18 protein-coding genes are annotated in these 21305 nt (G+C 71.6%); 10 read left to right on the top strand and 8 right to left on the bottom strand.

All coding sequences use genetic code 11. The annotated features are described in order from the left end of the window. Positions 1 to 189: 189 nt before the first annotated feature. Both AOM06_RS14125 and AOM06_RS14120 read right to left on the bottom strand, forming a co-directional pair. Positions 190 to 2694, bottom strand: coding sequence for a glycoside hydrolase family 3 C-terminal domain-containing protein (locus AOM06_RS14125; protein ID WP_062308386.1), 2505 nt, complete (start codon positions 2692 to 2694; stop codon positions 190 to 192). Continuing rightward, positions 2691 to 4706, bottom strand: a complete 2016-nt coding sequence (locus AOM06_RS14120; RefSeq protein ID WP_062308381.1) for a beta-galactosidase — start codon at positions 4704 to 4706, stop codon at positions 2691 to 2693. The genes AOM06_RS14125 and AOM06_RS14120 overlap by 4 nt, the downstream gene beginning before the upstream one ends. Before the next feature lie 58 nt (positions 4707 to 4764). Here AOM06_RS14120 and AOM06_RS14115 point away from each other — a divergent pair, with 58 nt between their 5' ends. The 3 genes from AOM06_RS14115 to AOM06_RS14105 are packed head-to-tail and all read left to right on the top strand — an operon-like array spanning position 4765 to position 8014. Beyond that, positions 4765 to 7143, top strand: a complete 2379-nt coding sequence (locus tag AOM06_RS14115) for a glycosyl hydrolase family 95 catalytic domain-containing protein (RefSeq protein WP_062308378.1) — start codon at positions 4765 to 4767, stop codon at positions 7141 to 7143. Continuing rightward, on the top strand, positions 7127 to 7729 hold the full coding sequence (locus tag AOM06_RS14110) for a YesL family protein (protein WP_062308375.1): 603 nt from the start codon (positions 7127 to 7129) through the stop codon (positions 7727 to 7729). Before AOM06_RS14115 ends, AOM06_RS14110 begins: the two co-directional genes overlap by 17 nt. A 39-nt stretch (positions 7730 to 7768) precedes the next feature. Next, entirely contained in the window at positions 7769 to 8014 is a 246-nt protein-coding gene (locus AOM06_RS14105; RefSeq protein ID WP_156163733.1) for a hypothetical protein, read from the top strand. Between the two features lie 70 nt (positions 8015 to 8084). Here the strand turns inward: AOM06_RS14105 and AOM06_RS14100 are convergent, their stop codons facing one another. The 4 genes from AOM06_RS14100 to AOM06_RS14085 form a co-directional block, all read right to left on the bottom strand. After that, the gene (locus AOM06_RS14100) at positions 8085 to 9863 is read right to left on the bottom strand and encodes an extracellular solute-binding protein (RefSeq protein ID WP_062308368.1); all 1779 of its coding nucleotides are present in this window, start codon (positions 9861 to 9863) and stop codon (positions 8085 to 8087) included. A 36-nt stretch (positions 9864 to 9899) separates the two neighbouring features. Then, a complete protein-coding gene (locus AOM06_RS14095; RefSeq protein WP_062308365.1) occupies positions 9900 to 10841 on the bottom strand; it encodes a carbohydrate ABC transporter permease in 942 nt (313 codons plus the stop codon). Positions 10842 to 10850: 9 nt separating this feature from the next. Further along, on the bottom strand, positions 10851 to 11840 hold the full coding sequence (locus AOM06_RS14090; RefSeq protein ID WP_062308397.1) for an ABC transporter permease: 990 nt from the start codon (positions 11838 to 11840) through the stop codon (positions 10851 to 10853). 191 nt (positions 11841 to 12031) lie between these two features. Next, a complete protein-coding gene (locus AOM06_RS14085) occupies positions 12032 to 12853 on the bottom strand; it encodes an alpha/beta fold hydrolase (protein ID WP_062308362.1) in 822 nt (273 codons plus the stop codon). Between the two features lie 147 nt (positions 12854 to 13000). Between AOM06_RS14085 and AOM06_RS14080 the strand changes: the two genes are divergently transcribed. Together AOM06_RS14080 and AOM06_RS14875 are read left to right on the top strand one after the other, a co-directional pair. Beyond that, complete coding sequence (locus AOM06_RS14080) at positions 13001 to 14611, top strand: sodium-dependent transporter (RefSeq protein WP_082105613.1); 1611 nt, start codon at positions 13001 to 13003, stop codon at positions 14609 to 14611. Further along, positions 14608 to 14751, top strand: coding sequence for a methionine/alanine import family NSS transporter small subunit (locus AOM06_RS14875; protein WP_156163731.1), 144 nt, complete (start codon positions 14608 to 14610; stop codon positions 14749 to 14751). Before AOM06_RS14080 ends, AOM06_RS14875 begins: the two co-directional genes overlap by 4 nt. Before the next feature lie 9 nt (positions 14752 to 14760). Here the strand turns inward: AOM06_RS14875 and AOM06_RS14075 are convergent, their stop codons facing one another. Next, entirely contained in the window at positions 14761 to 15900 is a 1140-nt protein-coding gene (locus AOM06_RS14075) for a transglutaminase domain-containing protein (RefSeq protein WP_062308358.1), read from the bottom strand. Between the two features lie 230 nt (positions 15901 to 16130). Between AOM06_RS14075 and AOM06_RS14070 the strand changes: the two genes are divergently transcribed. Genes AOM06_RS14070 through AOM06_RS14055 form a run of 4 tightly spaced genes read left to right on the top strand, consistent with a single transcriptional unit; the run spans position 16131 to position 19450 of the window. Continuing rightward, entirely contained in the window at positions 16131 to 17054 is a 924-nt protein-coding gene (locus tag AOM06_RS14070; RefSeq protein WP_062308355.1) for an ABC transporter substrate-binding protein, read from the top strand. Positions 17055 to 17065: 11 nt separating this feature from the next. After that, positions 17066 to 18031: an amino acid ABC transporter permease gene (locus AOM06_RS14065; RefSeq protein WP_062308349.1), complete on the top strand. Its 966-nt coding sequence runs from the start codon at positions 17066 to 17068 to the stop codon at positions 18029 to 18031. Positions 18032 to 18057: 26 nt separating this feature from the next. Further along, positions 18058 to 18813, top strand: a complete 756-nt coding sequence (locus AOM06_RS14060) for an amino acid ABC transporter ATP-binding protein (RefSeq protein ID WP_062308346.1) — start codon at positions 18058 to 18060, stop codon at positions 18811 to 18813. A gap of 34 nt (positions 18814 to 18847) precedes the next feature. Next, positions 18848 to 19450, top strand: a complete 603-nt coding sequence (locus AOM06_RS14055) for a hypothetical protein (protein WP_062308343.1) — start codon at positions 18848 to 18850, stop codon at positions 19448 to 19450. A gap of 22 nt (positions 19451 to 19472) precedes the next feature. Here the strand turns inward: AOM06_RS14055 and AOM06_RS14050 are convergent, their stop codons facing one another. Then, positions 19473 to 20363: an NAD(P)-dependent oxidoreductase gene (locus AOM06_RS14050; RefSeq protein WP_062308341.1), complete on the bottom strand. Its 891-nt coding sequence runs from the start codon at positions 20361 to 20363 to the stop codon at positions 19473 to 19475. A gap of 84 nt (positions 20364 to 20447) precedes the next feature. On the opposite strand from AOM06_RS14050, the gene AOM06_RS14045 reads away from it, so the two are divergent. After that, entirely contained in the window at positions 20448 to 21296 is an 849-nt protein-coding gene (locus AOM06_RS14045; protein ID WP_082105611.1) for a phosphodiester glycosidase family protein, read from the top strand. Positions 21297 to 21305 lie beyond the last annotated feature (9 nt).

Below are 21305 nucleotides of genomic sequence, written 5' to 3'. Positions count from 1 at the left end.
ACACCCCGACGCGGAGGCAAAGCCGCACTCCATGTGGACCTCCCCCAACGCGTACCCCAGTGACCACCACGCCCCCACGGCGCCCACCCCCACGGCAGGCGCCACACCGGCATGCCTCGGCGGCGCGACGGGACGAGCGAGGTGTCGAGCAGCCGCGGCGGGGCGAGGGAGCGGCCCCGCGAGCGGCCACTACTCCACTGTGAGCTCGGCCCCCACCTCGAGCGCATCCGCCGACGGCCCGGCCGCGACACGGTAGCGACCCGGCTGGACCCGCAGCGCGCCCTCGTGGAGCCAGTCGTCCGCGGCGCCCGGCAGGCGCAGCGAGCCGTCCCACACCGACAGCCGGGCGACGGGGAACGACAGCGCGACGGCGCGCGTCTCGCCCGGGGCGAGCCGCACCCGCGCATACGCGACCAGGAGCCGGCGCGGAGTCGGGATCTCGAAGTCGTCGGCGGGCTCCACGTACAGCTGCACCAGCTCCTCGGCGTCGCGCGCACCCGAGTTCGTCACGGTGACCGTGGCGGAGACCACCTCCTCGTCGGGCCGCGCCAAGAAGGCGGAGTGCCGATGCGTGGGCGCGGGCGCCGCGGCCACATCGGAATCCAACGACACCGCGTCGTAGGAGACGGACCCGTACGTCAGCCCATGCCCGAACGCGAACGCATACGGCTCGGGCTGATGCCGGTATGTGGCCTGCTGCCGCAAGGTGTCGTAGTCGAACAGGTCCCCGGCCTGGTCCGGCGAGGCCGGCCACGACTGCGCCAGCCGCCCACGCGGCTCCACGTCGCCCGCCAGCACGGACACGAGCCCGCGGCCCATCTCCTGGCCGCCGTGGCTCGACCACACGACAGTCGGGGCATCGGCGACGCCGGAGGGAAGCACATAGGGGAAGCTCGACATGATCGCGAGCACCGCCCTCGGGTTGGCCGCGCTGGCCGCCCGCCACACCGCCGCGGCGGACTCCGGCAGCCACAGGTGCGGCCGGTCCTCGGTCTCGCGCCCCGCGAGGTGCGGGTCGTTGCCCACCGCGACCACCACGGCATCGGCCCCGGCCGCCGCATCCGCGACGGCGGTGAGCCCGGAACGCACGGTCTCCACCCGGAACCGCTCGGCGGTGTCGACCGTCACCGCGTCGGCCGCGACCAGGCCCGAGTCCCGCCACGCCCTCAGCCAGCGGCCCGAGCCCAGGTGCAGCAGCGACCAGGTCCCGTCGGGGTGCACGTGCTTGCGGAAGCTCTCCTGCGCGACCCAGCCGCCCACACGCGTCGCGTCCGCGCGCACCGGCCAGTGCCCGCCCGTGAGCAGCAGCCTGCTCGCTTGCGAGCGCAGCGTGAGCACGCCGTCGCCCCAGTCGGCGACGTCCCACAGCGCGCCCTCGTCGCCGGAAGGAGCGGTCGCCCCCACCGTCGACCCGTCCGGGGACGCGGTCAGATACGCGCCGGACGATGCGGCGCGCAGCGAGACCACGTCCGCACCCGTCGCGACCGTCACGGCCGTGCCCGGGAAACGCTCCGCGAGCGCACCAGCGACGGTCGACTTGTAGGGCGGCGTGCCCGAGTACCAGTCCGTGAGGATGTCGTCCGCGAGCGGGCCGACCACCGCGACCCTCGCAGGCGCGGCGAGGGGCAGCACGCCGGCCGAGTTGCGCAGCACCACCACGGATGCCGCCACGGCCTCCCGGGCGAGCGCGCGCGACGCCTCGGTGTCGAGGTCGTCCGCCGTCACCGACGCGTACGGGTCGAGCGAGCCGTCGAGCTCGCCCGTGCGCACCCGCAGCCCAAGCAGGCGCAGCACCGCGCGGTCCACGTCCTCCATCGTCAGCAACCCGTCGGCGAGGGCGGCGGTGACCTGCGAGATCGTGGGGGAGGAGTCGGCATCGTTGTCCGTGAACGAGTCCATCCCCGACCGGATCAGCGCCGCCGCGCCGTGCACGAAGTCCGGCTCCTCCCGCTGCGTGGTGACCAGGAACGTCGGCGCCGCCGCATCGGACACCACCGCGATGGAGCCCGGCGCCCACGAGCGCGCCTCCGTGACCAGCTCGGGCTGCGTGTGCGCCGCCTTCCCGTTGACGCGGTTGTAGGCGAGCATCATGCCGCCCGCCACGCCGGCCTCGAGGGCGCACCGGAAGGCCGGCAGCTCCTCCTCGTGCAGGGTCCGCAGCGACATCTCCGAGGAGGTGACCGAGCGGTCCGTCTCGTTCGAGTAGCCCAGGAAGTGCTTGAGCGCCGGCACGGTGCGCCACACGCGCTCGTCACGCCCTCGGAGCCCCTGGGCGTAGGCCGCCCCGAACAGACCGGTCACGTGGGGATCCTCGGAGTAGCCCTCCTCGTTGCGCCCCCAGCCCGGGTGGCGCAGCGTGTTGACCACCGGTGCCCACACGTTGAGGCTCACCGAGGGCTTCTCGGCGCGCTTGGCGCGCACCTCGGTCGCGGAGGCCGCGCCCACGCGCTCGATGAGGTCCGTGTCCCACGTCGCCGCGAGCCCGACAGGCTGCGGGAACACGGTCGCGGTGCCCATCCACGCGGCTCCGTGAAGCGCCTCGCAGCCCGTGTGGAACTCGCCGAGCCCGAGCCGCTCGATGGGCGCCACCGCCTGGTGCAGCATCGCGATGCGCTCCTCGGGCGTAAGCCGTGCGAGCAGGTCGCGGGCGCGCTCCGCGGTGGGCAGCGACGGGTCGCGGAACGGTTCGGTCATGCGTGGTCTCCTTCGATGAGCACGATGGTGCGGCCGGGAGCGACCTCGACCTCGCCGGCGAGCTCCTCGCCGGTGAGCAGGTCGCGGCCGGGCCGCGGCAGGGTGACACGGCCGGGGACGTCGCCGTGGTGGAGCAGGAACAGCGCGTCGCCGCGGCGCACGGCCTCGACGCCGGCCGGGAGGTCGGGCAGGACGCCCGCGATGCCCGCGCCCGTGAGGGCGTCGGTGAGGACGGAGGCGAGCGCATCGTCCGACACGACCGCGCCGAGGTACCAGGCGCTTCCCGTGCCGACCGTGCGACGGGTGACCGCCGGCAGCCCGGCCAGGTGGCCGGGGCCGAAGGTTGCGAGCACGTCGGCGCCCGAGGCGCGCAGGCGCTCACCCAGGATCGAGGCGGTCGGGGAGGCGGGGGCCGAGGACCATGCTGCGGTCGGCACGAGCGCGGTGGGCGACGAGGGCAGCCCGGCCCACTCCTCGCCGCTCACCCCGAGCAGCTCCGCGAGCAGCACGGGGGAGCGGCCCACCTGGATGTGCCCCCGCGCGTCGGCGACGCCGCTGTAGGGGCCCACCACCACGGTCGCGCCCCGCGCCACGGCCGCCTCGAGGGATGCGGCGAAGGCGGGCTCCACGATGTACGAGTGCGGCACCAGCACCGCGTCGTAGCCGTCGAGCGGGGCGCCCGGTCGCACCAGGTCGACGGCGACCCCGAGCGACCACAGCACCCGGTACCAGCGCTGCGCCTGCTCCACGGTGTCGAGCAGCGACGTGGGGCGGCCGGGCTCGGACGCGGCCCACCAGGACTCCCAGTCGAAGGCCATCGCGACGCGCGCCTCGATGCGCCCGCCCACCACGGGGGCGAGCGCGGAGAGGCCCTCGCCGAGCGCGCACACGGTCCGGAAGACCTCGGAGTCCTCGCCGGCGTGGGGGAGCATCGCCGAGTGATGGCGCTCCGCGCCCGCGGTCGCCTGGCGCCACTGGAAGAAGCAGATCCCGTCGGCCCCGCGCGCGACCGCCTGGTACGAGTCGAGCAGCGCCTGGGCGCGGCTCTTGGGCAGGTTGTGCGGACGCCACGAGACGGCGTTGATCGCCTGCTCCATGAGCAGCCACGGCCGGCCGCCGCCGAGCGAGCGCATGAGGTCCTGCACCATCGCCGCGTCCGCGGCGGAGTGGGGCTGGGAGTGATCGGGGTACTGGTCGTCGGCGATGACGTCGACCTGGTCCGCCCACGTCCAGTAGTCGACGTGGGGGAAGAAGCCCATGAAGTTCGTGGTGATCGGCTGGGTCGCGCCCGCCTCCCGGATCGCATCGCGCTGCTCGGCGTAGCACGCGAGCATCATGTCGGAGCTGTAGCGGCGGAAGTCGAGGTTCTGCGTCGGGTTCACCAGGTACGGCATCGCGCGCGGCGGCAGCACCTCCTCGAACGCCCGGTACCCCTGCGACCACACCGCGGTGCCCCACTCGCGGTTGAGCGTCGCGATGTCGCCGTACTTGCGCTGGAGCCACGCGCGGAACTCGCGCGCCGCCTCGTCGCCGTGGTCGAGCTGTCCGTACTCGTTGCCCACGTGCCACATCACCACGGCCGGGTGGTCGACGTACCGAGCCGCGAGGTCGCGCGTGAGGGCGAGGGCATGCTCCCGGTACACGGCCGAGGCGGGCGTGAACTGGTTGCGCGAGCCCGCCGCGAGCCGGACCCCGTCCGCCGTCACGGGCAGGGTCTCCGGGTGGAGGATCCCGAGCCACGGTGGGGGCGAGGCGCTCGGCGTCGCGAGATCGACGTCGATGCCGTGGGAGTGGAGCAGGTCGAGCACCTCGTCGAGCCACGCGAAGTTGCGCTCTCCGGGAGAGGGCTCGAGCGTCGACCAGCTGAACACCCCGACGGTCACCAGGTTGACGCCCGCGCGGGCCATCAGCGTCACGTCCTCGTCCCACGTCTCGCGGGGCCACTGCTCGGGGTTGTAGTCGCCTCCGAAGCGCACGCGCGGGCGTGCCGGGGCGGGGTCAGGGTGCGTCATCGGATCCTTCTCGCTACATCGTCGAAGCGCTTCAACAAATCGACCCTATACTACCCAGGTGGCACAGTCGCACCTGCGCGAAGACGCGCTCCACCTGCTCCGGTACACCCATCCCGCGGCCCGCTGGCTCGAGGCCCTGCCCGTGGGCAACGGGCGCCGCGGCGCCATGTGCGACGGCGGTGTCGGCACCGCGCGCCTGTGGCTCAACGATGCGACCGCGTGGTCGGGTCCGGTCCCGGGCGGACCGCTCGCGGGCATCGCCGCGCCCGGCCGCGCGACCCTCGACCAGGTCCGCGCCGCGATCGAGCGGGGCGACACCGCCGAGGCCGAGGCCCTGCTCCAGACCCAGCAATCCCCGTGGACCCAGGCGTACCTGCCGCTCGGCTGGCTCGACATCGAGACCGGCGAGCCGGACGCGGAGCTCGACGCGTATGCGCGCGAGCTCGACCTCCGCACAGGCGTCGCCCTGCACACGTACGCGGCGGGCGGCGTGACGATGCGCCACCGCACCTGGGCGGACGCCGTCACCGGCGCGATCGTGCACGTGGTCGACGCCGATGCGGCCGTCGCCTTGCGCGTCAGCGTCGGCAGCCTGCTGCGGGAGGCCGGCGCGGGCATCCGAGGCGATCACGGGTTCCCCGAGTGGCGATTCGACCTGCCCGTCGACGTGGCGCCCGGCCACGAGCAGCCCGACGATCCCATCCGCTACGCCTCCGACGGCCGCACCGGCAGCATCACGATCCGCCCGGGAGGGGCGTGGACGCTGTCCGACGGCGTCCTCGCATGCGAGCCCGCCGCCCTTCACGTGCTGGTCATCGCGACCGGGACATCGCCCGACATCCCCGGCGTGCCGGCGCCGCGCGTCGACCTCGCGGCGATCGACCTCGCCGGGACGGGCGCAGCCGACCGCCTGCTGGCGGCCCACGAGTCCGCGCACGCCGCCCTCTACGAGCGCTGCACGCTGTCGCTGCCGTCCGCACCGGGCGCGGAGGCGCTCGACTCCGACGCACGGGTGGTCGCCGCCGCCGAGCACGCCGACCCGGGCCTCGCCGCGCTCGCGTTCCACTACGGGCGCTACCTGCTGCTCGCCTCGTCCCGCGCGGGCGCCCTCCCCGCGAACCTCCAGGGGATCTGGAACGCCGAGCTCCCGGGACCCTGGTCGAGCGCGTACACCACCAACATCAACCTCGAGATGGCGTACTGGCACGCCGAGACCACGAACCTCCCGGAATGCCACGAGCCGCTGCTCGACTTCATCGCGCGCGTCGCCGCGACCACCGGGGCCGAGGCGGCCCGCGCGCTCTACGACGCCGACGGCTGGGTGCTGCACCACAACTCGGACGCCTGGGGTCACGCGGCCGCGGTCGGCGCCGGCCACGGCGACACCGCGTGGGCCTTCTGGCCGCTCGGCGGCACGTGGCTCGCGCTGCACCTGTGGGACCACTACGCCTTCGGGGGTGATCTGGAGCTGCTGCGCGAGCGTGCGTGGCCCGTGCTCGAGGGCGCGGCGCGCTTCGCGCTCGGCTGGATCCAGGGCGACGACGAGCGCGCGTGGACCAGCCCCTCCACCTCGCCCGAGAACCACTACGTCGATGCGCGCGGCGAGGTCCGTGCCGTCGCGGTGAGCTCGACCATGGACGTCGCGCTCCTGCGCGAGCTCGCGGCGGCCTGCCGCGACGCCGCCGCCGCGGTCGGCGACGGAGGAGAGGCGCCCGCGTGGGTCGACGCGCTCCTCCAGCGCACCGCGGCCCTGCCCGACCCCCAGGCGGGCCCCGACGGCACGCTCCTCGAGTGGGACCGGCCGCGCGACGAGTCCGAGCCCCTGCATCGTCACCTCTCGCACCTGGTCGGGCTGTTCCCCTACGCCCAGATCACGCCCGAGGGCACGCCGGCGCTCGCGGATGCGGCGGCCGCGTCGATCCTCGGGCGCGGGCCCGAGTCCACCGGCTGGGCCCTCGCGTGGCGCACCGCGATGTGGGCGCGCCTCGGCGAGGGTGCGCGCGTCGAGCGTCAGCTCGCGCTCGCGCTACGTCCCGCGTCCGCCGGGGGAGAGGAGCACCGCGGAGGGCTCTACCCCAACCTGCTGAGCGCCCACCCGCCGTTCCAGATCGACGGCAACATGGGCCTCACCGCGGGCATCGCGGAGGCGCTGCTGCAGTCGCACGGCGGCGTGATCCGGCTGCTGCCCGCGCTGCCCCCGGGGTGGGCGAGCGGGAGCGTGCACGGGTTGCGCGCGCGCGGCGGGGTCCTAGTGGACATCGCGTGGCGCCACGGCGACCTGGTCGAGGCGCGGCTGCGCCACCCCGACAGGTTCGCTACCGTGACCGTGCGCACGCCCGACGGCGGCGAGCGCACCTGCACGATCGGACCCGACCGGCCCGCCATCATCGACGGCGTCACGAGCGCCCCGGAGGACACGCATGCGCATCGACCCTGACAACCGGACGGTTCAGGGGCTCACCGAGTTCCTCGAGTTCGTGGGCCTCAACCTGGTGTACCTGGTGACGTGCCTCCCGGTGGTGACCATCGGCGCGTCCACGAGCGCGCTGCTCGAGGTGACGATCCGCTACTCGGACGACGAGCGCGGCCGCCCGCTCCCGGACTACCTCCCGGCCTTCCGCCGCAACCTGGTCCCGGGGCTAGTGGCCTTCGCTGCGCTGCTCCTGCCCGCCGGCCTGCTCGCGTTCTCCGCGATCTTCTGGCTCGCGCAGCAGACCATCCCGACCACGGTCGCGGGCTTCATCGCCATCGCTGCGGGCGTGTACCTGCTCGCGGCCTTCGGCTACGCGACGGCGCTCATCGCGCGCTACCGGAACCCGCTGCGCCAGATGCTGCGCAACGCGCTGCTGCTGCCCATGGCGGAGCCGCTGCGGACCGCGGGGCTCATGCTCATCCCGGCCGCGATGGTGTCGCTCGCGATCGTGTTCCCGCCCGTGTGGATCCTCATCCTCACCGTCGGCTTCTCGGTGGGCGCCTACGGCGCGGCCTTCCTGCTGCGCGCGGTCTTCTCGCGCCACTCGTGACCTGAGACGCGCCGCGCGCCCTTCGCTATGCTCGCGTCCATGACCAGGACGCGGTTCCGCTGGGGATGGGCCGGCGCGGCGCTGGGTGCGCTCGCGCTCGGCGCGCTCGCGTTCGTCTCGCTCTCGAGCGTCGGATGCGCCTCCGTCGCCGTGGACGATGCGGGAGCCGCTGGCGGCTCGTGCGCCCCGGGCGTCGTGGACCGGGTGGGCCTCGTGCTGGTGGCGGTGCTCACCCTCGGCGCGGTCGCCTACGCGCTGGCCCGCGCGCTGCGGCGCCCTGCCTGACAGAGCGGAGCAGGGCAAGAAGAAGGGCCCCGGGGGTATCCCCGGGGCCCTCCCTCATGAGCTGATCGGATCAGCCGGCGAACTCCGCCGCGATGGCGACGCGCGCATCGTTCTGCGCCTGTGCGTTGGCCATGTCGACCTCGAGCACCTGCTGGTAGCCCAGGCCATCGGCGGTGGACTGCAGCTCGGAGAGCAGGCTCTCGAACTGGGCGTCGTCCTTGGCGAACACCATCTGCCACGAGTACTGCACCACGATCGCCTTGATCTGGTTGCGCAGCGTCTCGATCTCCGACGTGTCGGTCGGGACCACGAAGCTCGCACCCGGCGCGACCAGGAGCTTGTCGTTGTCGCGCAGGTAGTCCATCGTGGTGGTGGCGCCGCCCATCTGAGCGGACCAGTCCTCGGACAGCGGCGTCTCGACGAGCGCCTGGTACGACGGCCAGAACTTGTACGAGAACGGGTAGCCGGTGGCCGTGTCGGTGTCGTTCGGCAGGACCGCGCTCACGTTGAGCGTCGAGGTGCCGTCGATGTAGCCGCCGCCGCCCCACTCCTCGGGAACGGTCGCGTCGCCGTCGAGGAACACGGCCTGACCGAACTCGGTGAGCTCGGGCTCGCCGCTCGCGCCCATCTCCCAGGTGAGGCCCTCGGGACCGGCCGCACCCATCGTCTGGGAGTTGTTCATGTACGTGCCCTCGGCGGAGTACAGCCAGTCGACGAAGGCCGCGATGCGCTCCGGGTCCTCGGCCTGCGAGCCGATCGCGATGACCTGCTTGCCGCCGTACGCCTCAGCGCCGTAGGAGAACACCTGCATGTCCTCGAGCGGGGCGATCTCGAAGCCCTTGCCCTCGGCCATGTGGTCCGCGGTGTTGTACGCGGACTGGCCCAGCCACGGCCACCACGAGAACAGCACCTGGCCGTTCTGGAACTTCGACCACAGGGTGTCGTAGTTCTGCGTGGTGGACTCCGGGTCCACGAGCCCCAGCTGGTTCGCCTCGTAGTAGAAGCGCATGGTGCGGATGTACTCGGAGTCGGAGTCGAGGATGCTCTGGTACTCCGAGCCGTCGGCCTTCGCGAGCACGAAGCCGATCTCGTCGAAGCCGTAGAAGCAGGTCGGCTGCTTGCCGGTGACCATCATGTTGCCGTCCCAGTCCTTGAACAGCGACAGGGCGTAGACGTTCTGGCCGTTCTCGGCCTTCGGCTCGAGGTCCTGCATGTCCTTGAGGACGGGCAGGAGGTCCTCGAGCGTGCTGATCTCGGGGTAGCCGAGCTCCTTGTAGAGGTCCCAGCGGATGAACGGGCCGAACGTCGGGTCGAGGCCCTCGGAGGGCTCCGTCGGCAGGATCGAGGACACCGAGGTGGGGGTCGCGTACACGCCGCCCGTGCCGTCGTTGAGCTTCTGGACCGCCTGGTCGAACACCGCGACGTTCTCCATGGCGGGGTAGTACTCCGACATGTCGAGCAGCAGGCCGCCCTGGATGAGCTCCTCCATGCGCTCGCCCTTGTCGGTGACGATGAGGTCGCCCAGGTCTCCCGCCGCGACGCGGGTGTTGTAGAGGGTGTCACCGCCGCCGGCCACGTTCGGGGCGATGATGTTCAGGTTCATGTTGAACTTGTCCTTCACCACCTTGGCGAACCAGCCGCCCTGCATGCCCATGTAGTTGGCGAGGCCGTCGAACACGTCGATGGTGATCTCGTCCTCCCACTGCGTGGGGAATGCCGCGGTCTCCGTGGTGCTTCCAGTGCCCGAGGTCTCCGTGGGCGTCGGGTCCTCCGCGCTGCTGCAGGACGCCAGCGTCCCTGCAGCGAGGATGACCGATGCCGTGAGGGCCACCGTACTCTTCAGCTTCATTGCTTTCCTTTCGGGTGTGAGGTGGGGTGATGCGGTTCAGCCCTTGACCGCGCCGAGCATGATGCCCTTGACGAAGAAGCGCTGGAACAGGGGGTAGATGAAGATGATCGGCAGCACCACGAGCACGGACACCGTCATCCGGATCGAGGTGGGCGTCTGCGTCGACGCCGCATCGGCGAGGGCGCCGAGGTTGCCGCCTGCGTTCTGAGCCGCCTGCGCGAGGCTGTTGGCCTGGTTGATGAACATGTAGAGCAGGTACTGCAGGGTGTACAGGCTCTGGTCGGTGACGTAGATGAGCGTGTCCTGGAACGAGTTCCACTGCGTCACCGCGGCGAAGATCGCGACCGTCGCGAGGATCGGCGTCATGTTCGGCAGGTAGATCATGAAGAACACGCGCAGCACGCTCGCGCCGTCGACCTCGGCCGCCTCCTGGAGCTCGCGGGGCATGCCCTCCACGTATGTCTTCACCAGCACGATGAAGAACGGCTGGACCACGAAGGGCAGGACGTAGACCCAGAAGTTGTTGGTGAGCCCCAGGTTCTTCATGATGATGAACAGCGGGATCAGGCCGGCGCTGAAGTACATCGTGATGACCACGAACCGGTACCAGAACCGGCGCGCCCACATGCGCTCCTGCGTGAACATGAAGCCCAGGAAGGCGGAGGCGAGCACGGTCGCGGTGGTGCCGATCACGGTGCGCGCGAGCGACACGGCCGCCGCCATCGGGAGGCCCTGGAGGTGGAACACCTGCTCGAAGTTCGACAGGTGGAAGCCCTGCGGGAAGAGCCGGACGTCGCCCAGCGCGGAGAGGTCGTTCGCGCTCACCGAGTTGATGATGAGGTAGTAGAACGGGTACGCGCACAGCACCGCGAGGAGGATGAAGAAGCTGTAGTTGACGATCGAGAAGACGACGTCGCCGCCGGTGCGGGTGTGGCCGGTGACCTGCGTCGGCTTGTGCTCGGTGTGCGTGGTGGTCATCGCGATCCCCTAGACGAGCGACTGGCCGCGGACGCGCTTGGCGAACGCATTGACGGAGAACAGGAGCGCCACGGAGATCAGGCTCTTGAGCATGCCGATCGCGGTGGCCATCGACAGGCTGTTGCCGGTCATGCCGATGTTGTAGACGTACAGGTCGAGGACCTGGATGTGCTCCTTGTTGAAGGCGTTCTGGAACACGTAGTACTGCTCCATGCCGTTGTTGAGCAGGTTCGCGACCGAGAGCAGCAGGAGCACCAGGTACGTCGGCATGAGCTGTGGGATCGTCACGTAGCGCATCGTCTGGAAGCGTCCGGCGCCGTCCATCTTCGCCGACTCGTACAGCGAGGGGTCGATGCCCGAGATCGCGGCGAGGTAGATGATCGCGCCCCAGCCGAGACCCTTCCAGATGCTCCACAGCGTCATCGACAGCCACACGTGCTGGTCGGTGTCGAGGAACTTGATCGGCGTGGTGATGAGGCCCGAGTCGAGCAGCACGTCGTTGACCAGGCCCGTGCTCGAGAAGAGCGAGAAGGCGATCATGTAGACGAGCACCCACGAGATGAAGTTGGGCAGCGTGGTGAGCGTCTGCACCGCGTTGCGGAACCTCGTGATCTTCACCTCGTTGAGGAGGACCGCGAACAGCAGCGGCAGGATCGAGGTCGCGAGGCCCAGGAAGCTGATCGCCAGGGTGTTGGTGAGCACCTGGAGGATCTGGTCGACCTGGGTGGGGGAGCTCACGAGCAGGCGGAACCACTGGAGCCCCACGAACTCGCTGCCGGAGAGCCCGAGCGCCGGCTTGTAGTCGTAGAGCGAGTACACCCAGCCGTAGAGCGGGTAGTACGCGAACAGGAACGACAGCACCAGGAACGGTGAGATCAGCAGGAACAGCTTGAAGGACGTCTTGCGGCGCGGCTTGTCGGCGCGCACGCGGCCCTTCTTGTCGGGCGTGTGGTCGAGGGTCGTCGTGACGGCCTCGGTCACCACCACCGGCGAGCTCACCTGCTCGCCCCCGCCGCGGGGCACATCTGCGTGTTGTCCATGGCCACTCCTTCGTGATTCCGGACCTCGGGCCGCTACCGACATTCGTTGGCGGCGGCAACTTTCGAATCGCTTCGACTCAAGGTAGACGTGTCGAATCGATACGTCAACTTGCGTGGGTCACAGGTCTGCAACGATGCATGCGTCGCGGCTCAAGGCACGCGCGCGAGGAAGCCGTGGACCGCCTCGAGAGTCTCGGTGAACCGGTCGCGGTGGACGCTGTGGCCGGCGCCGTCGACGCGGGCGACCTCGCCGCGGGGGAGCAGCGCGAGCGCCTCCGCCGCGACCTCGGGGGTGACGATGGCCCCGAGGTCGGGGTCGCCCGTCACCAGCAGCGCGGGGCAGCTCACGCGCGCGAGGGTGGCGCGCCAGCGCGCGCCGAGCGCGCCGTCGAGCAGCGCCAGGGCGGCCGTGTCCAGCTGCGCCTTGGTCTCGGCCCAGGGCTCGAGCTCCGCGCGGTCCCAGCCGGGGTTGTCTCGCCGCGCGATCGCCAGGCGCTCCCCGGCGCTCATGTCCCGCATGCCTGCGAGCGATGCGACCCACGCCGCGAGGTGCGGATCCTCGCCCGTGCGCATCGTCTCCGAGGCATGGAACGGCGGGTCCTCGAGGATCACGGCGCGCACCAGCTCTGGCCGTGTCGCGGCCAGCAGCGCCGCCGTCGCGGCGCCCATCGAGTGGCCCCACACGAGCGCGGGAGCGCCGCCCAGCGCCTCGATGGTGGCCGCGACGTCCTCCGCGAGCAGGTCGAGCGTGAGCGGCTCGGCGACCCGGCACGAGCCTCCGTGGCCACGCGCGTCGGGCATCACCAGGTCGAACCCGCCGTCGAGCGCTCCGGCCACGCGGGCCCACGTCGCGCCGCCGTCCGTGATGCCGTGCAGGAGCACCAGCATCGGCCCCTCGGACCGGTGCCGCCGGTACGCCAGCTGGGCGTCTCGGCTCGCCTCGGCGCGGGCCTGGACCGTGCCTGCCTCCATCGATCGACCTCCCTGTCGCTCCCGGTGCCGCGCGCGGCACCGCGGGCGAGAATGTACCAGTTGCACCGCATCGTCCCGGCCCACCAGGCACGATGCGCGCGCCGGGCATAGCGTGGGAGTCGCGCGCGTGCGCGGAGGGAGGGACCCATGGCAGAGCACCCCGAGGCGGCGCCCCACACGCATGAGAAGCGCGAGCATTGGAGCGGCCAGACCGCGTTCATCCTCGCCGCGATCGGCTCGGCGGTGGGGCTGGGCAACATCTGGCGCTTCCCGGGCCAGGCCTACGAGCATGGCGGCGGCGCGTTCATGATCCCGTACCTCGTCGCGCTCGTGACGGCGGGCGTGCCCATCCTGTTCCTCGAGAATGCGATCGGGCACCGCTTCCGCGGCTCGGCGCCGCTCGCGATGAAGCGGGTCCACCGCAACGCCGAGGGCGTCGGATGGCTCCACGTCGCCATCTGCTTCGTGATCGGGCTCTACTACACCGCGATCATCGCGTGGGCCGTGAGCTACTTCTTCTTCAGCTTCGGGCAGTCCTACGCCGACGACCCGGCCGGCTTCTTCACGGGCGAGTACCTCGAGCTCGGCGAGGCGGGCACCGTGAGCCTGTCGTTCGTCCCGCAGGTGCTCATCCCGCTCGCCGCCGTCTGGGTGGTGACCATCGTGATCCTGGCGCTCGGCATCCACCGGGGCGTCGAGCGCCTCAACATCATCGGCATCCCCGTGCTCGTCGCGACGTTCCTGGTGATCGTGGTGCGCGCGCTGTTCCTCGACGGGGCGGCGGACGGGGTCGCGGCGCTCTTCACGCCCGACTTCGAGGCGCTCACGGATCCGCAGGTCTGGATCGCGGCGTACGGGCAGATCTTCTTCTCGCTGTCGCTCGCCTACGGGATCATGATCACGTACGCCTCCTACCGCCGCCGCCGCTCGAACATCACGGCGCCCGGCATGGTGGTGGCGTTCGGCAACAGCTCGTTCGAGCTCCTCGCGGGCATCGGCGTGTTCGCCACGCTCGGCTTCCTCGCCCACCAGCAGGGCACCACGGTCGCGGGGCTCGACAACCTGGCCGGCCCGTTCCTGTCCTTCGTGACGTTCCCCGCCGTGATCGCCGAGATGCCGGGCGGCGCATTCTTCGGGGCGCTGTTCTTCGGCTCGCTCGTGCTCGCGGGACTCACCTCGCTGGTCTCCGTGCTGCAGGTGATCTCGGCCGCCCTGCAGGACAAGTTCGGGCTGCACCCGCGCGGGGGTGCGGTCGCGGTGGGCCTCGTCTCCGCGGTGCTGTCGATCATCGGCTTCGGGACCACCACGGGCCTGTACCTGCTCGACACGGTGGACCAGTGGTCCAACCAGCTCGGCATCGTCGCGGGCGCGATCACCATGATCGCCGCCGCGCTGTGGTTCGGCCGGCGCGGGCATGAGCTCGAGCGACACCTCGCGGCCGTGTCCACGATGCGCCCGGGCCGCTACTGGCTGTGGTTGGTCAACGCGGTCGCGCTGCTGCTCATCTACATGTTCGCGGAGAAGGCAGTGAGCCTGGTCCAGGACGGCTACGGCGGCTATCCGGGCTGGTACCTCGCGGTGTTCGGGTGGGGGACCGCGGCCTTCCTGCTCGCGGTCGCGCTGCTCATGCCGCTGCTGAGATGGCGGCGCGACATCGAGCGCTTCCACGCGTGGCCGTCGCGTGAGCAGCTCGCGCTCCCCGCCGAGGTCGGGGAGCGCCATACCGAGGACTACGACCCGAGGGAGGGGCGGACATGAACGCGGACGCGCTGGTGCTCATGCTCGTGTCGATCGTCCTCATCTGGGGCGGTCTCGTGGCGTCGATCGCGTACGTCGCGCGCCGTCCGGAGAACGACCACATGCCCGACGGAGGCGAGGACACGCGCGTGCCCGACTGAACGTCCGGGTCAGGACGCGTAGTCGCCCAGGTGGTCGTCGACGATCCACGAGGCGTCCGTGGTCCGCGTCGTGAGCACCCGCGCCGAGTCCTCGACCATGAGGTAGTCGCGATACGGCCGGGGCGGGTCGCCCGAGTCGTCCCACGTGACGTCGACCAGCAGCCAGCGGCCGTCGACCAGCACCTTGTTCCACGCGTGGTCGCCGCCGGTGGCCCCCGCCGAGTCGGAGCCCGTCACCTCGACGGCCTCGAGCCCCGCCGCCCACGCCATCGCGAGGAAGGCCTGCGCGTAGCCGTTGCACACCGCGGTGCCGTCGACCAGGATCCCGTAGGCCTCCTGCGAGCGCTCGATCACGGGGGAGGTGTCCGCGACGTGCATCTCCTCGTACGCCGCCATGTCGTAGGTCGCGATCGACGCGAGGTGGTCGTGGATCGCGGCGACCTTGTCCGCGGCGCCGATCGCGGCGTTGGCCCCCGAGGTCTCGAGCCCCACCACGACGGCGGTCTGGGTTTGGAGCCGCCGGCGCTCGGCCTCCGCGTCGTCGTAGACGTAGTTCGGGACGATGCTGGTCGAGGCCGCGCGGGTCTGCACGGTCCATCCGCGCACGAAGACGTAGGGGTTCTGCGTGAGCGCCTCGCGCATCGCGTCGTCGACCGCGTCCGCGCCCTCGGACCGCGCCCAGTACGAGACGTCGATCGACTCGTCCTGGGCGACCATCGCGGTGGCGAGGTGCCGCACCAGCTCGGTGGAGCCCCCGATAGGGTAGCGGCTGTCGCCCGTGCCGGGTCGCGTCGCCTCGTTGACCGCGTCGGCAGCGATCGCCGCGACGTTGGCCGACTCGGGCAGCAGCCCGGCGGTGCTCGCGAGGCTCACCGCCAGCGCCACGGCGAGCGCGGCGAAGGTCACGCGCCAGGCGATCCGGCCGCGCCGCTTGCGGCGGTCCCGTGCGTACATCTCGAGGACCACCTGGGGGCGGATCATGCCGCGCTCGATCTTGGTGACGCGGTCCCGCACGCGGCCCGTCCACGCGGTGCCGGTCCAGTAGCGCTCGAGGTCCGTCTCGCTCGGGTCGGGGAGCCAGCCCGCCTCGGGGAGGCGCGCGGCGCGCGGTCGCGCGGGCTCGTGCCCGAACTCCGGCGTGAACTCCACGGCTTCCCCCAGCCCATGCGCCAGCGCGCATGGAGGGGAATCTAGCAGGTGGCGCGGGCGGCGTGACGGCCCTCGTATCCACGCGATTCCGTGACGCGCGTACGCGGATCTATTCAGGGTCATGCATAATGATGCATAGCGATGCAGCGCCCTCCGTGAGAGACCGACAGGAAACACCTCGCGGGTCCCCGAGGGCGCATGCGCCCTCACACCCTCGAAGGAGCACCCCCATGCGCAAGCCTGCCCTCGTCGCGATCGCCGCGATGACCGCCGTCTCGCTGTCCGCCTGCACCTACGCGTCCCAGGAGACGGGCACGTCGACCGGCGCGAGCACCGGCGCCGCCACCGCGGCCGCCGAGGGCTTCGACCCGAGCACGGTCAAGGTCAACGAGGAGGCCGTGGCGCTCCTCCCGCAGGACGTGGTGGACCGCGGCACGCTGCGCGTCGGCATGGAGACCACCTACGCGCCCGCCGAGTACCTCGACGTCGACGGCCAGACCCCGATCGGCTACGACGTCGACATCTCCGAGGCCATCGCCGCGGCGCTGGGGCTCGAGGCCGAGATCCAGTCCGCCGCGTTCGACTCGATCATCCCGTCGATCGGCACCAAGTTCGACGCCGGCATCAGCTCCTTCACCATCACCGCCGAGCGCGAGGCCGTCGCGGACATGACGTCCTACCTCAGCGTGGGCGAGGCCTACGCGGTGGCCGCGGGCAACCCTGCCGGCATCGACGCCGCCGACCTGTGCGGCGCGACCGTCGCGGTGCAGACCGGCACCATCCAGCAGGACGAGGCCAACCAGATGGCCGCCGACTGCGACGCCGCCGGCAAGGACGCGCTCGAGGTCCTCAACTACGACTCGCAGGCCGACGCCGCGACCAACGTCGTGGGAGGCAAGGCCGACGTGCTCTTCGCGGACTCGCCGATCATCGGCTACGCCGTCGCCCAGACCGGCGACCAGCTCGAGCAGCTGGGCGACGCGTTCGCGACGGCGTCGCAGGGCATCGTCACGGCGCAGGGCTCCGAGGTCACCGACGCCATCGCGCTCGCCCTGCAGGGCCTCATGGACGATGGCACGCTGAAGAGCATCCTCGACGCGTGGGGCGCCTCCGACGGCATGCTCACCACGGCCGAGGTCAACCCCGCGTCCTGACGGGAGACCCCATGAGCGCCGCATCGTCCACCGATCCCGTCCCCAACCGCATCCACGCGCGTCCGGTCCCGCGCCCCGGGCGCTGGATCGCGGCCGCCATCGTGGTGGTGCTCGCCGCGATGGCGGTGCATGCGCTCGTGACCAACCCCAAGTTCGCCTGGGACACGGTCGGGCTGTACCTGCGCGACGTCACCGTCATCCGCGGCGTCGGCTGGACGCTCATCCTCACGGTCGGGTCGATGCTCATCGGCATCGTGCTCGCGGTGGTCCTCGCGATCATGCGCCGCTCGGACAACCCGGTGCTGCGCTCGGTCGCGTGGTTCTACATCTGGCTGTTCCGCGGCACCCCGATCTGGACCCAGCTGGTGTTCTGGGGCCTCATCTCGGTGCTCTACCCGACGCTGTCGCTCGGCATCCCGTTCGGTCCCGAGTTCGTCACCTTCGAGACGCAGACGGTCATCACGGCCTTCTGGGCCGCGCTGCTGGGCCTCGGGCTCAACGAGGCCGCCTACCTCGCCGAGATCGTGCGCGCAGGCCTCGGCTCCGTGGACAAGGGTCAGGAGGAGGCCGCGCGGGCGCTCGGCATGAAGGAGTCGACCATCCTGCGGCGCATCGTCATCCCGCAGGCGATGCGCGTGATCGTGCCGCCCACGGGCAACGAGACGATCTCGATGCTCAAGACCACGTCGCTCGTCTCGGCGGTGCCGTTCACGCTCGACCTGACCTTCGCGACCAACGCGATCGGCAACCGCATCTTCGAGCCCATCCCGCTGCTCATCGTGAGCGCGTTCTGGTACCTGCTCATCACGTCCGTCCTCATGGTGGGCCAGTACTACCTCGAGCGGTACTACGGCCGCGGCACCGGCGAGTCCAAGCCTCGCGGTCGCGGCCCGCGCACACCCCGCCTCGGGCGCCAGGCGGCGATCAAGGCGTCCGGCACGGCCAAGGACGACCCGTTCCTGGAGGTGACCCCGTGAGCCCGACCCCCGCATCGTCCGCCCCCATGGTCGAGGTGCGCGAGGCGCACAAGATGTTCGGCGATCTGCACGTCCTTAAGGGCGTGGACCTCACGGTCCGGCCCGGCGAGGTGTGCGTGGTGCTCGGGCCCTCGGGCTCGGGCAAGTCCACGCTGCTGCGCTGCCTCAACGAGCTCGAGGTGCTCACCGGAGGCTCGGTGCGCATCGAGGGCGAGCTGCTCGGCTACCGCGAGGACGCGTCGGGCACGCTGCACCGGCTGCACCCGACCGCCATCGCGAAGCAGCGCTCCCGGATCGGCATGGTCTTCCAGCGCTTCCACCTGTTCCCGCACATGACCGCGCTCGAGAACGTCGTGGAGGCGCAGGTGCAGGTCCTGAAGCGCTCCAAGGCGCAGGCACGGGCGAAGGCGGTCGAGCTGCTCGAGCGCGTGGGGCTGTCCGACCGCATGGACCACTACCCGGCGCAGCTCTCAGGCGGTCAGCAGCAGCGTGTGGCGATCGCCCGCGCGCTCGCGATGGACCCCGAGATCATGCTCTTCGACGAGCCGACGTCGGCGCTCGACCCCGAGCTGGTGGGCGAGGTGCTCGCCGTGATGAAGGACCTCGCGGCGCGCGGCATGACCATGGTCGTGGTGACCCACGAGATCGGCTTCGCGCGCGAGGTCGCGGACCACGTGGTCTTCATGGACGAGGGCGTGGTGGTCGAGGAGGGGCCGGCGTCGCAGGTCATCGACGCCCCCACGCACGAGCGCACCAAGGACTTCCTCGCGCACGTGCTGTAGACCCGGTGATGCCGTGCCGGGCATGATGCGTGCCATGGCTGAGGGGCATGACGAGCGAGCGGAGGCGTGGAGCTGGCATCCCGACGACGGCCCCGCCCCGCCGGTGGTCGTCTCGGAGGGGCCGCCTGTCTTCGCCGAGCCCGTGGAACTCTCGCCGCGGGATCGGCATCCGCGATCGCCGGGGGAGAACCTGGTCCTCGCCACCACCCTGCTCTTCGCGCTCCTTCCGGGAGTGATGCTGCCGTTCGCGTTCCTCCTCCTCTGGGGCGAGGACCGCTGGCAGGGCCCCGGCAGCGGCTCCGTGCTCGCGGGAATCGCGCTCGGGTGGGTGCTCCTCACGCTGCGGGCCTTCGCCTACGCAGTCTCCGGCGGCAGGGTCGCTCCGGCGCGGTGGGTCCCGCTGGTGCCGCTTCTCGCGTCGCCCATCCTCGGGCTCGTGCTCGGGTCTGCTGGCGTGCTGTTCTTCGTGGCGCACGTGCTTTCCGTCGCGGCGATCGTGGCGCTGTACTGGCCGGTCGCGCGGTGGTGCGGGCGGGGCCTGCCGGGGTGGGCGGCGGCGGTCGCGGGGTTCGTGCTCCTGGGGTGCGCGAGCCTGGTGGTCTTCGGCGGCATCAGCTCCCTCCCGTTCACCTTCTGAGAGCCCGCGCCTCCGGTCGGCATCAGCTCGCGCGGTACGCCGCCGCCATGTCCTCGTCGCCGTGCCCCGCCTCGACGATGCGGTCCAGCCGCGCCCGGGCCCCGTCGAGGGCATCGACGCGCACCCCGGCGGAGGCGGCCGCGTCGGTGATGAGAGCGGCGTCCTTGGCGGCTGTCGCCGCCCCGAAGCTCGTCTCCGCGAGACGGTCCTCGAGGATGAGCGCGGCCTTCGCGTGAAGGTAGCCGAGGTCGAGCGGGCCGCCCTCGATGACGTCGAGGAAGGACTGCGGCTCGACGCCGAGCCCGCGCGCGAGCGCGAGCGTCTCGCCGGCCGCGTTGTTGACGGCGAGCACCCAGGAGTTCGCGACCAGCTTGAGGCGCTGCGCCGAGCCCGCCGCGGCGTCGTCCCCGGTCCACACGGTACGCGTCGCGACCGTGTCGAGCACGGTCATCGCGGTGTCGCGCACCTCGAGCGGTCCCGCCGCGAGGACCGTCAGCCGGCCCGCCTCCGCGGGCTCGCGCGTGCCCAGCACCGGCGCATCGACGAGCACCACCTCGAGCTCCTCGGCGAGCGCGACCACCTCCGGCAGCGCCTCCAGGCCCACCGTCGAGGTCTGGAGCCACAGCGTGCCCGCGCGCAGCCCGGGCGCGGCCTGACGCATCACCTCGATCACGGCGGCGCCGTCGTGGACCATGGTGAGCACCGCATCGGCCTCGTGGACCGCCTCCGACGGGGTCAGCGCGACCGACGCGCCGTCGGCGGCGAGCGCCGCGGCCGTCGCGTGCGTGCGGTTCCACACCCGGACCTGGTGGCCGCCGCGCACCAGGTTGCGCGCCATCGCCGCGCCCATGATGCCGGTCCCGAGCACCGCGACGGCGAGCGGACGGGGTGCGGCGGCGGGGTTGTCGGACATGGGTGCTCCTCGGGTCGGGTGACGGTGGGTCCGTGAGGACAACGGCTGGCGCGTCCTCGCGCTTCCCTCGCGTAGCCTCGGGGCGTGCGTCCCGTCCTTGCAGCCCTTGTGGCACTCTCGCTCGCCGGCTGCTCGTGGCTCGGCGGCTCGGACGGCCCCGAGCCCAGCGTCGACATCGGCGAGCCGACCTCGACCGAGCTTCCCGCGCCGTCCGCGACCGCGTCCCAGGAGCCGTCCGCCGCATCGTCCACGCCGGACGCCGATGCCGTGGACGTCCCGGTCGAGGTGATCGACCTCGCCGAGCATGGGTCCTACGGGGTGGTGACGCTCGACCTCGACAGGTGGGACGTCCACGTCGACTGGCCGCAGGATCCCGACGGCACCGACCTGGCGGAGTACATCGACGCGCATCCCGGCATCGCGGTCCTCACCAACGCCGGGATCTTCTCCGACGACCTCACGCCCGGCGGCCTCCTGGTGGCTGACGGCGAGGAGCTGCGCGCCCTCAACCTCGCGGACGGCTACGGCAACTTCCATCTCAAGCCGAACGCGGTGTTCGAGATCCTTGAGGACGGGACCGCCGCGATCGTCGACTCGACGCTGTACGAGCCCGAGGGCGTCGCGCAGGCGACCCAGTCCGGGCCCGCGCTGCTGCTCGACGGCGAGATCCACCCGCAGTTCACCGAGGGCAGCGCCAACTCCGCGCTGCGGACCGGGGTCGGGGTCAGCCCCGACGGCGGCACCGTGTACTTGGTCATCACCCGCACCTACGTCAACCTGTGGGACTTCGCGACGATGTTCCGTGACGAGCTCGGGGTCGAGGACGCGCTCTACCTCGACGGCCAGATCTCGCAGCTGTGGATCTCGGGCGGCAGCGAGCCCACGTCCTTCCTGGGTCCGTATGCGGGCGTGATCGCCGCCTATCCACGCTGAGCGGGCGCT

The sequence above is a fragment of the Demequina subtropica genome, assembly GCF_000971235.1.
In the GTDB taxonomy this organism is placed as follows: domain Bacteria; phylum Actinomycetota; class Actinomycetes; order Actinomycetales; family Demequinaceae; genus Demequina; species Demequina subtropica.
This window is presented reverse-complemented; position numbering and strand designations above follow the sequence as displayed.

Coding starts and splice junctions, on each gene's coding strand:
- AOM06_RS14875 (WP_156163731.1), top strand. CDS start 14,608: ATGAACGCGGACGCGCTGGTGCTCATGCTCGTGTCGATCGTCCTCATC.
- AOM06_RS14110 (WP_062308375.1), top strand. CDS start 7,127: ATGCGCATCGACCCTGACAACCGGACGGTTCAGGGGCTCACCGAGTTC.
- AOM06_RS14125 (WP_062308386.1), bottom strand. CDS start 2,694: ATGACCGAACCGTTCCGCGACCCGTCGCTGCCCACCGCGGAGCGCGCC.
- AOM06_RS14095 (WP_062308365.1), bottom strand. CDS start 10,841: ATGACCACCACGCACACCGAGCACAAGCCGACGCAGGTCACCGGCCAC.
- AOM06_RS14085 (WP_062308362.1), bottom strand. CDS start 12,853: ATGGAGGCAGGCACGGTCCAGGCCCGCGCCGAGGCGAGCCGAGACGCC.
- AOM06_RS14065 (WP_062308349.1), top strand. CDS start 17,066: ATGAGCGCCGCATCGTCCACCGATCCCGTCCCCAACCGCATCCACGCG.
- AOM06_RS14070 (WP_062308355.1), top strand. CDS start 16,131: ATGCGCAAGCCTGCCCTCGTCGCGATCGCCGCGATGACCGCCGTCTCG.
- AOM06_RS14060 (WP_062308346.1), top strand. CDS start 18,058: ATGGTCGAGGTGCGCGAGGCGCACAAGATGTTCGGCGATCTGCACGTC.
- AOM06_RS14120 (WP_062308381.1), bottom strand. CDS start 4,706: ATGACGCACCCTGACCCCGCCCCGGCACGCCCGCGCGTGCGCTTCGGA.
- AOM06_RS14050 (WP_062308341.1), bottom strand. CDS start 20,363: ATGTCCGACAACCCCGCCGCCGCACCCCGTCCGCTCGCCGTCGCGGTG.
- AOM06_RS14100 (WP_062308368.1), bottom strand. CDS start 9,863: ATGAAGCTGAAGAGTACGGTGGCCCTCACGGCATCGGTCATCCTCGCT.
- AOM06_RS14055 (WP_062308343.1), top strand. CDS start 18,848: ATGGCTGAGGGGCATGACGAGCGAGCGGAGGCGTGGAGCTGGCATCCC.
- AOM06_RS14080 (WP_082105613.1), top strand. CDS start 13,001: ATGGCAGAGCACCCCGAGGCGGCGCCCCACACGCATGAGAAGCGCGAG.
- AOM06_RS14105 (WP_156163733.1), top strand. CDS start 7,769: ATGACCAGGACGCGGTTCCGCTGGGGATGGGCCGGCGCGGCGCTGGGT.